This is a genomic window from Planktothrix sp. (assembly GCF_046067725.1).
In the GTDB taxonomy this organism is placed as follows: domain Bacteria; phylum Cyanobacteriota; class Cyanobacteriia; order Cyanobacteriales; family Microcoleaceae; genus Planktothrix.
Genome location: NZ_JBJUDF010000286.1, coordinates 1 through 10,730, shown reverse-complemented (window position 1 = coordinate 10,730; position 10,730 = coordinate 1). Strand labels below are relative to the sequence as shown.

Here is a 10,730-nt window from a genome sequence, read left to right as displayed (position 1 = left end):
ATTACAGATTCGATCACTCATTGGACGGTGCCCAGACTCATGAAACTAGCACTGAAGCGAAGCCTTGTTTTAGCATTAATCATCGGGATATCTACCCTGAGTTTTCCCCGGAATGTGATTGCTGTACAATTTGACCAGAAGGAAGTCGATCAAGAACGATTTGTCGCAATTGCTGTCCCTCGTGCCTTTGGGCATACCTTAGTAGTTGTCGAACAAATCTCTGATAGTCGCCCTTGTTGGAGTGAAAGTGGAAACCAACCGACTCTTGTTGATCCGTTACTACTCAATTTTGATTTTACGGGGATTTGTGGACGAGCAACGGATAGCAATGGTTATTCCGTGAGAATGGCGGGAACAGATTTAGCGTTATCCCACGCCCTGAGTGTTCAAAGTACACCTAATGATATTGTGTTAGTCGCTCAGTCTCGTGCTAATGTTACTGCCCCACCGATTATTATTGGCAGAAGCTATGGATTTACGAATGGTTTTGCCAAAATTATTTTAGAACCGGGTTGGCGTTTAACTAAACGAGTTTATCAAGGCAAAACATTAGGTCATATTTATTTTACCAGCGATTCTCCAGCCCTTTAAAACAAGCGTTAAAATTAAATCACTTTAACACTCTCGTTAAGATTATGGTGGCAACTGAGGAACAGAATTTTATTCAACTTCAACGTCCCGTGATTACATGGGAGGCGTTACCCGATGATTTTCAATTAGAAGAAAAACCTGTGGAAAATACGGCTGAACCTTTAATTGCTGGAACACTTCGAGAAAGTTTAGAACTCGCAGGTTTAATTCAACCTGAAATGCTGATTGCTTCTAATTTTGCTTTATGTGCAATACTGAATCGGGAACTTGTGATTAAAGCTCCCGATTGGCTCTATGTCAAACAAGTTAAATCCATTGAACCGGAAACAACACGAAAAAGTTATACCCCCAATTTGCAAGGAGAGATTCCTAGTATTGTTATAGAATTTCTATCAGAAACGGAAGGGGGAGAATATTCGGTTAAGCGTAGTTATCCTCCTGGAAAATGGTATTTTTATGAACAAATTTTGCAAGTTCCGATTTATGCTATTTTTGAACCCATAACCGGACAATTAGAATTTTATACGTTACAAAATGGACGTTATGAACTCGATCCAATGAGTGAGAATAGTCGTTATTGGATTGAAGATTTAAAGCTATTTTTAGGGGTTTGGCAAGGGGAAAAAGAGCAACGGAATGGCTATTGGTTAAGATGGTGGGATCAAGGCGGAAATTTACTTCCTTGGGGGGTAGAAAAGGTAGAACAGGAACGCCAACGCGCTGAACAAGAACATCAACGCGCTGAAAAATTAGCAGAATTTTTGCGATCGCAGGGAATTAATCCTGATGAAATTTGTTAATATTAAAAACCCGGTTTCTTTAAGAAACCGGGTTTTTGAACAAACCTGGTTTTTTGGAACAACTATTGACTCATCTCTAACATTCGTTGAATCGGACGTAAAGCCGCAATGCGGATATCTTCAGGAAGGGTAATTTCTGGAGAACGATTTTTCATGGATAAATACAATTTTTCCAACGTATTTAACCTCATGTGCGGGCATTCATTACAGGCACAACTATTCATCGGAGGGGCTGGAATAAAGGATTTACCGGGGGTTTCCTTTTCCATTTGATGAATAATTCCCGGTTCAGTTACAATAATAAAACTCGACTTAGAACTTTTCTTAGCATAGTTTAATAAAGCCGTTGTTGATCCAATATAATCCGCATGATTTAAAATCGGAGGTTCACATTCAGGATGGGCAATAATTTCGGCTTCAGGATGTTCGATTTTCAATTGAACTAACTTTTTCTCGGAGAAATTTTCATGCACTAAACAAGCCCCTTGCCATAACACGAGATCTCGTCCTGTTTCTGCCATCACATATCGTCCTAAATTGCGATCTGGAGCAAAAATAATCGGTTGATCTTCAGGAATTTGTCGAACAATATTAACCGCATTAGAACTGGTACAAATAATATCACTCATGGCTTTAATTTCAGCCGTGCAGTTAATATAAGAAACCACTAAATGATCAGGATATTGAGCTTTAAATTTAGCAAAGGCATCCGGGGGACAACTTTCAGCTAAAGAACATCCCGCATTTAAGTCGGGTAACAACACTAATTTATCAGGATTCAAAATTTTGGCAGTTTCTGCCATAAAATGAACCCCAGCAAACACAATCACATCGGCATTGGTTTGGGCAGCTTGACGAGATAAGCCCAAAGAATCTCCAATATAATCAGCAATATCTTGAATATCAGGATCTTGATAATAATGCGCTAAAATAACAGCGTTCAACTCTTGTTTTAACGCTTGAATCGCTGCAAATAAATCAGTTGGTAAATCGGCAACGGTTGAATGATTTTGTCGGGGAAGGGTTGATGTAAACACAGTGAAAACCTTCTAGGAATCGTGAATGATTTTGAATTGTAGTTCCTAATTATAGTTGAATTTACCAAAAATGGGGATTCAGGGTGAGCAAATCATAGAGCGGATGCCATCCTGATGAAATAGGGATTTGGCTAGACTCAGCAGAAGTTGGTAACTTGACTCTTGGTGATTACACTGGAGGGGTTGTTAAATCAACGTTGCAAGATAGCATAGAACTAAAGGACTGTTTACTGCCAGCAGTTAACCGTTCCTTTCTTGCATCTGTCCCAGTTCGCTGCTATCCGAAGAAGGCGTCATGTCAACCTTAGTCATCGTTGAATCTCCCACCAAAGCCCGTACCATTCGCAACTTCCTACCCTCAACCTATCGGGTGGAAGCCTCAATGGGTCATGTTCGTGACCTTCCGCCCTCGGCTGAGGAAATTCCCGAAGAATATAAAGCGGAAAAGTGGGCGCAACTGGGGGTGAATGTGGAAGCCAACTTTGAACCCATTTACGTCATCCCAAAAGATAAGCAAAAAATCGTTAAAGAACTGAAAGCCGCCCTCAAGCAAGCCGATGAACTTGTCCTCGCCACTGACGAAGACCGTGAGGGAGAAAGTATTAGTTGGCATTTACTCCAAATTCTGCAACCGAAAGTTCCGATTAAACGCATGGTGTTTCACGAAATTACCCAAGAGGCCATTCGTGAAGCCCTGAAAAATTGCCGCACCGTTGATGAACAATTGGTACACGCCCAAGAAACGCGACGCATCCTTGACCGTCTCTATGGCTATACCCTTTCCCCCCTATTGTGGAAAAAAATTGCCAGGGGATTATCTGCCGGACGGGTACAGTCGGTGGCGGTGCGGTTACTCGTCAGTCGAGAACGGGAACGTCGCGCCTTTCGGTCTGGGGGATATTGGGATTTAAAAGCCCTTTTGGAACACACTCAGAGTCAATTTGAGTCCAAACTCATCACCTTGGGAGGGGTGAAAATCGCCACTGGAAGTGATTTTGATGAAACTACCGGGAAAATTGCCTCTGGTCGAAATGTGGTGTTACTGGATGAAGCCCAAGCCCAGGATCTCAAACAACGAATTTCGGGTAAACCTTGGACGGTGACCAACTTAGAAGAAAAAGCCGTTACCCGTAAACCGTTACCTCCGTTTACAACCTCCACTTTGCAACAGGAATCTAACCGAAAACTGAGGTTAAGTGCCCGTCAAACCATGCAAATTGCCCAAAGTTTGTATGAACGAGGTTATATTACTTATATGAGAACTGATTCGGTGCATTTATCCGAGCAAGCCATCGTTGCGGCTCGTGAATGCGTAGAGCAGAAATATGGGAAAAACTACCTCAGTCCCAAACCCCGTCAATATACCACCAAATCCAAAGGCGCCCAGGAAGCCCACGAAGCCATCCGTCCGGCGGGAAATCATTTCCGCACTCCCCAAGAAACCGATCTCAGTGGAGCCGAACTCAGCCTCTATGATTTAATTTGGAAGCGTACCGTTGCCTCTCAGATGGCTGATTCCCGCCAAACTAATATTACCGTTGAGTTAACAGTCGAAGATGCGGGCTTCCGCAGTACCGGGAAACGTATTGATTTTCCGGGGTTCCTGCGGGCTTATGTTGAAGGTTCCGATGACCCGGAAGCCGCCTTAGAAGACCAAGAGGTGCTATTACCGCCTCTGAAGGTGGGCGACCATCCCAATTGTAAAGCCTTGGATGTGGTGGGGCACGAAACCCAACCCCCCGCCCGGTTTACGGAAGCCTCCTTAGTCAAAACCTTGGAAAGTGAAGGCATTGGTCGCCCTAGTACCTACGCCAGCGTCATTGGTACGATTATTGACCGGGGGTATGTGCAGTTAAAAAATAATGCCTTAATTCCCACCTTTACGGCTTTTGCGGTTACAACTTTATTAGAGAAATATTTCCCCGATTTAGTCGATATTCGCTTTACCGCCCGTATGGAAGATACTCTCGATGATATCGCCACAGGAGTTGCCCATTGGTTACCTTATTTACAAAAATTCTATTTAGGGGAAACGGGACTGGAATATCAAGTTAAAGACCAAGAAAGTAAAATTGATACAAAAATCGCGCGAACGATTGAATTAGAACAGTTAGGGGATGAAAATGATCCGATGCAATACCGGGTTTGTATTGGCAAATTTGGCCCCTATATTGAAGCCACCAATGGAGAGGAAAACATCACCGCCTCCATTCCTCAAGATTTAACTCCGGCGGACTTAACCCCCGATGTCATTCGGGAATTAGTGGGACAAAAAACCGAAAGCCCAGAACAGTTAGGAGTTGACCCCCAAACGGGAGAAGGGATTTATGTGTTAATTGGCCCCTATGGCCCCTATATTCAGTTAGGCTTAGAGTCGGAAGACAATAAAAAACCTAAACGGGTTTCTCTCCCTAAAGGCGTTGATAAAGATAGCGTCACGATGGACATGGCGTTGGGGTTATTGGCCTTACCGAGATTGTTAGGAACCCATCCTGAAACCGGAGCCAAAATTAAAGCGGCGTTAGGGCCATTTGGGCCTTATGTGGTTCATGATCAAGGCAAAGAAGGTAAGGATTATCGGTCAATTAAAGCCCCCGATGATGTGTTAACCATTAGTTTAGAACGAGCTTTAGAATTATTAGCTCAACCGAAAACCAGTGGACGGGGAGGACGGGGGAAAAAAGAAATTCCACCCTTACGGGAATTAGGCCCTCACCCAGAAGATGGCGAACCGGTCAATGTTTATGATGGTCGTTATGGCCCCTATGTCAAACATGGCAAGGTGAATGCGTCTTTACCCAAGGATGCGACGGTGGAGGCGTTTACCCTGGCTCAAGGGTTGGAATTGTTAGCCGCCAAAGCGGGTTCGAGTTCAAAGGGTAAGTCTAAAACGACAAAAACCACCTCGAAATCAGCAACCAAAACAACAACTAAAACGACCGCTAAAAAATCTACCACGACCCGTAAAAAAACCAGTTCTTAATGTCAGGATTTACGCAAAAACCCGGTTTCTGAACCCAAAATCAAGCTTGTCGCTCTGAGCCTCAATGAGAAACCGGGTTTTTTAACTTCTTGTGCGTAAGTCCTGAATGTTTTCTCTCGTTACAACGATACAAACGTTGAACGGGAGATTCCCGTTTAGCATTTCTTTTATAAGCTGTTCAGTGCCTACAGTGTATAGATATAGCGCTACACGCAAGGAAACAGGGAAAAGGGAACAGTAAGAAGTGAAAGGGTTTGAGAATTCAGAAATGTCCTAACTGTAATGCGTAGCGCTATAAATGATCCGATGCGCGATATCCTTTGTGCGAGGTCTTTGTAAAAAATATTAAATTAGCCTCCTTCCCAAATAGGGAAAGAGGCTAGAAGGTTAGACGTTAAGATTAACGATCCTAAATCGCAACTGCCAATTCCGCAACCGACGCTTCAGGACTATCTTTCTCCGAAGGAGGAACAACCTGCCAGAACTTCGGTAAATACTCAGACCAGTTCGCCAGAATTGCCTTAGCTTTCTCGCTTCCGGTGCGTTCCGCGTGCTGTTCAATCAACTCCTTCAACTGCTGTTCACCCATCGGCGTACTCACCCGTTGAATTTTGACAATTTCCGGGTTCACCATTTCAGGAAACTCCCCATCTTCATCGAGGAAATAGCCTAAACCGCCCGTTTGTCCAGCACCCACATTCCGCCCGACTTTACCCAGCACCACCACGACCCCTCCGGTCATATATTCACAACAGTGGTCGCCAGCGCCTTCAATAACGGCTTTACCCAAGGAGTTCCGCACCGCAAACCGTTCTCCAGCTTTTCCGTAGGCGTATAACGTTCCCCCCGTCGCCCCATATAAACAGGTATTCCCAATAATCACATTCTCAGACGGGTTATAAGTGACAGCCGCCGGAGGTTTAATAATAATCTCTCCCCCGTGCATTCCCTTCCCGACATAATCATTGGCTTCCCCCGTTAGAGTTAACTTCATTCCGGGTAAATTAAACGCCCCAAAACTTTGACCCGCCGAACCTGTGAAATTCAGGTTAATTTGTCCTGCAAAGCCTTTATCGCCATACAGCGAGGCGATTTTACCTGAAATGCGGGTTCCCACTGTTCGGTCAGTATTCACCAAGCGCACCGTTTTTGTCACCGTCCCTTGGTTTTGAATGGCGGTGGCAATTTCCACATCTTCTAATAACACATCATCCAAAACCGGGCCGTTACTATGGATGGGTTCATGGTTTAACCAGTTGCGGTCACTGCTGACAGGAGGTTGAGTTAATACCTCTAAATTCAGGTGTTGAGTTTTGGCAACCTTGACGTTATCCCGACGTTTCAACAAGTCAGACCGTCCCACTAAATCCACTAATTTGCGATATCCCAACGCCGCTAAAATATGGCGGACTTCCTCAGCGACAAAATAGAAGAAGTTAACGACATGACCCGGAGTTCCTGGGAACCGTTCCCGCAGACGTTCTTGTTGAGAGGTAACCCCCACCGGACATTTATTCGTATGGCAAATACGCGCCATTACACAGCCTTCCGCTATCATCGCAATGGTTCCAAAGCCGAACTCTTCAGCCCCCATTAACGCGCCCATCACCACATCCCATCCGGTTTTGAAGCCGCCATCAACGCGCAAACGTACCCGGTCGCGGAGTTTATTTCCCATCAACACCCGATGCACTTCCGTTAACCCTAATTCCCAAGGGCCACCCGCGTGTTTAATGGACGAGAGAGGAGACGCACCCGTCCCGCCATCGTGACCGGAAATTTGAATATAATCTGCGTTGGCTTTAGCAACCCCCGCCGCAATGGTTCCAATTCCGACTTCTGCCACTAATTTCACTGAAACCGTCGCTTTCGGGTTAATTTGGTGCAAATCAAAGATTAATTGGGCTAAGTCTTCAATGGAATAAATATCATGGTGAGGCGGAGGGGAAATCAACGTCACTCCAGGTTTCGAGCGCCGCAACATGGCAATATAAGGACTGACTTTTTGACCGGGTAACTGTCCCCCTTCTCCGGGTTTTGCCCCTTGAGCAATTTTAATCTCAATAGATTGGGCATTCATTAAATATTCCGGTGTCACCCCAAACCGTCCCGATGCAACTTGCTTAATGGCAGAACTGGCACTATCTCCATTTTTTAACCCTTTTAAATAAGGACGACTCACGGAAATTCCGTTTTCATCGACATCGTTAAAAATCTTGAAGCGGGCGGGGTCTTCTCCACCTTCCCCAGAATTGGATTTACCGCCTAAGCGGTTCATGGCGATGGCTAACACTTCATGGGCTTCTGGAGATAAAGCTCCCAAGGACATTCCCCCGGTACAGAAGCGTTTAACAATCTCTTCAACGGGTTCAACCTCATCTAAAGGAATCGAATTGCGATCGCTATTAAATTCCAATAAATCCCGTAACGCGGTTACCGGGCGGTTTTCCATGAATTGACGATAGATTTCATACAAATCAAACCCATCTCCCTCGGTAGAGCGAATGGCTTTATGGAGAAGTTTTGTCATTTCTGGGTTGTTTAAGTGATATTCACCCCGCTTCATGGCGTTGACAAACCCAAAGTTTTCTAATTTTTTGGCTTCTAGGGGGAAGGCTTTAGCGTGGAATTGATACACCTCTTGGCTTAACTCAGAAATTGTTAACCCACCCACACGAGACACCGTACCTCGGAACCCAACCTCTAGTAAATCTTCTCCAATACCAATGGCTTCAAAGATTTGTGCCCCTTGATAAGATGACAGCAGCGAGATTCCCATTTTCGATAGGATTTTGAGCAACCCATCTTCTACCGCCTTGCGATAGTTTTTCTGCGCTTGTTCGATGGTCATAGCGGGTAGTTTCCCACTTTCCATATTGTTCTGAACAATGGGAGTAGACCACCAATGACGGACACTTTCTAACGCCATATAAGGACAAACCGCCGAAGCTCCATAACCAACTAAACAGGCGAAATGATGGGTGCTCCAGCATTGGGCTGTTTCTACTACAATTGAGGCGTTTAAGCGTTTTCCAGTTTTAATTAAGTAGTGGTGCACCGCCCCGACTGCTAATAACGGGGGAATATAGGTTTGTTCAGCCGTTAATCCTTTGTCCGAGAGAATAATAATCTCTTTACCCTGTTCCACCGCTTCTGCGGCTTTTTCACACAGTCGAGTTAAGGCGATCGCGCCACCATTTGGCCCACTTTCTAACTCGTAAAGGGTTGAGAGTGTCGTACTGGGGAAATCGGACTGACGCAAAGCTTCTAATTCCGCCTCGTTCAATACCGGAGAGTCAATTTTCAACAGTCGAGCATCTTCGGGTTTGAGGTCTAAAATATTCCCCCGTTTCCCCAACCGCATACACAGAGACATGACAATCCGTTCCCGCAACGGGTCAATGGGCGGGTTTGTTACCTGAGCAAAACGTTGCTTAAAGTAGTCATATAACAAATGGGGTTTGTCAGATAAAACGGCTAAAGGAATATCATCTCCCATACAGAAGGTTGCTTCCTTCCCGGTACTGGCCATATCGGCAATTTGGATGTCTAAATCTTCCGCCCCATAGCCAAACGCCGTTTGCTGTTGTAGCAGGTCGTTGGGTTCTAATTGTTTCTGAGCTACAAAGGATTGAGGTTCCAAGTTGTGGCGATATTGTTGTAACCAGTCCCGATAAGGATGCTCATGGGCAACTCGTTGTTTAATCTCCCAATTTTTCAGAACTTCATGGGTACTGAGGTCTACCGCAATCATTTGTCCTGGCCCTAAACGGCCTTTTTCTTGAATATCCTCTTCTGGGATATCTACCACCCCGGCTTCGGAGGCGACCATAATTACGCCATCTTTGGTGATACAGTAGCGCGCCGGACGTAACCCGTTACGGTCTAAACAAGCCCCAATTTGTTTACCATCACTAAACACTAATAACGCTGGCCCATCCCAGGGTTCTTGAATGCCGCTATAATATTCATAAAAATCAGTAATTTCGGGCAAATCTTTGAGGTTGGGCTGGTTTTGATACGCTTCGGGAACCATAATCATCAGTGCTTCCAACGGACAACGCCCGGTTCTCACCAGCAACTCCATGACATTATCTAAATTCGCCGAGTCACTATTTTTAGCATCGACAAAGGGAATTAAGGTTTTTAAGCGCTCGCCCCAAACCGGATGAGATAAGACGCCTTCCCGCGCCCGCATCCAGTTAATATTTCCCAACAGAGTATTAATTTCGCCATTATGCCCTAACAGTCGCATCGGTTGGGCTAAGGGCCATCGGGGCATGGTATTGGTGCTGAAGCGTCGATGGTAAACGGCAAAATTGCTTTTATAGGCAGGGTTCGTTAAGTCTAAATAAAATTCTCCTAAGACTGCCGAACGCACCATTCCTTTATACACAATAGTGCGGCAAGACAGAGAACAAATATAAATATTCTCACCCCAAACTAACCCCTGGGCTTCTAAGGCGACCCCAGAGGAACGACGAGCTAAAAACAATTGTCGATCTAAATCATCCCCAGTGTAACCCTTACCCGAATAAACAATAATTTGTTCAATACGGGGTTGATTTGCTCTAGCTTGTTCTCCCAGAACTTCTGGTTTGACAGGAACTTCCCGCCAACCAACCACCACTAATTCTTCTTGTTTGAGGTCAGTTTCAATAATGGAACGGGCTTTAGTCGCTAAATTGCTATCTTGGGGGAGAAATACCATCCCTACCCCAAATTTACATTCGGGCTCTTGCAAAATATTAATCTTTCGTTCTGCAAACCAAGGCACTAACAATTCCCAAGGAATAGCGGTCATAATTCCCGCCCCATCCCCGGAGTCTTGGTCTGCGCTACAGCCTCCCCGATGTTCTAAACAAGTTAAGGCTGGTAACGCTTTTTGAATAATAGAATGACTTGCACCCCCAGATGGGTTGGCAATAAAACCTACCCCGCAAGCATCTCTTTCTTCTACTAACCAGCGTTGACCCCCATAGGGGTAGCCCATATTCCCGTGCATATATTCTTGTTGATTCTGTTGTTGGTTGTGATTGACTCTCGTGTTATCCATGTCTTGATTCTATCGAGTGAAGGTAAACGCAGCACTGAGCAAGTAAATATTGCCGTGCAGCCTCCAGGGATGGGGCGGGTTAATGATCATGAAATACCGGGTGAAATACCGGGCGAAATACCGGGTGAAATACCGGGTGAAGTGTTGGGCGGGGAGACCCCGCCCCTACTGCGTTTTTCCTGAAATTCTATGTAACAAGCAAGCGTTACGTTCTTTACAATAAGAATCAAATTTTAGCCAAAATTTACATAGGGCGGAAAAAC

5 protein-coding genes are annotated in these 10,730 nt (G+C 45.0%); 3 read left to right on the top strand and 2 right to left on the bottom strand.

Going from position 1 to position 10,730, the window contains the following annotated elements; translation table 11 throughout:
• Both ACKPEB_RS17875 and ACKPEB_RS17870 read left to right on the top strand, forming a co-directional pair.
• On the top strand, window positions 1–591 hold a 591-nt coding region (locus ACKPEB_RS17875), incomplete at its 5' end, for a DUF3747 domain-containing protein (protein ID WP_408966320.1).
• Between the two features lie 44 nt (window positions 592–635).
• Window positions 636–1,391, top strand: coding sequence for a Uma2 family endonuclease (locus ACKPEB_RS17870; RefSeq protein ID WP_408966319.1), 756 nt, complete (start codon window positions 636–638; stop codon window positions 1,389–1,391).
• Between the two features lie 62 nt (window positions 1,392–1,453).
• Here the strand turns inward: ACKPEB_RS17870 and nadA are convergent, their stop codons facing one another.
• Complete coding sequence (nadA, locus tag ACKPEB_RS17865; protein WP_408966318.1) at window positions 1,454–2,428, bottom strand: quinolinate synthase NadA; 975 nt, start codon at window positions 2,426–2,428, stop codon at window positions 1,454–1,456.
• A gap of 295 nt (window positions 2,429–2,723) precedes the next feature.
• Between nadA and topA the strand changes: the two genes are divergently transcribed.
• Window positions 2,724–5,411, top strand: coding sequence for a type I DNA topoisomerase (gene topA, locus ACKPEB_RS17860; protein WP_408966317.1), 2,688 nt, complete (start codon window positions 2,724–2,726; stop codon window positions 5,409–5,411).
• 409 nt (window positions 5,412–5,820) lie between these two features.
• Here the strand turns inward: topA and gltB are convergent, their stop codons facing one another.
• Window positions 5,821–10,467 (bottom strand): glutamate synthase large subunit, encoded by a 4,647-nt coding sequence (gene gltB, locus ACKPEB_RS17855; RefSeq protein ID WP_408966316.1) that lies wholly within the window; start codon window positions 10,465–10,467, stop codon window positions 5,821–5,823.
• Window positions 10,468–10,730 lie beyond the last annotated feature (263 nt).

Bases quoted from the DNA above. Each gene is read 5' to 3' on its own strand.
- ACKPEB_RS17870 (WP_408966319.1), top strand. From the start codon at position 636: ATGGTGGCAACTGAGGAACAGAATTTTATTCAACTTCAACGTCCCGTG.
- topA (WP_408966317.1), top strand. From the start codon at position 2,724: ATGTCAACCTTAGTCATCGTTGAATCTCCCACCAAAGCCCGTACCATT.
- gltB (WP_408966316.1), bottom strand. From the start codon at position 10,467: ATGGATAACACGAGAGTCAATCACAACCAACAACAGAATCAACAAGAA.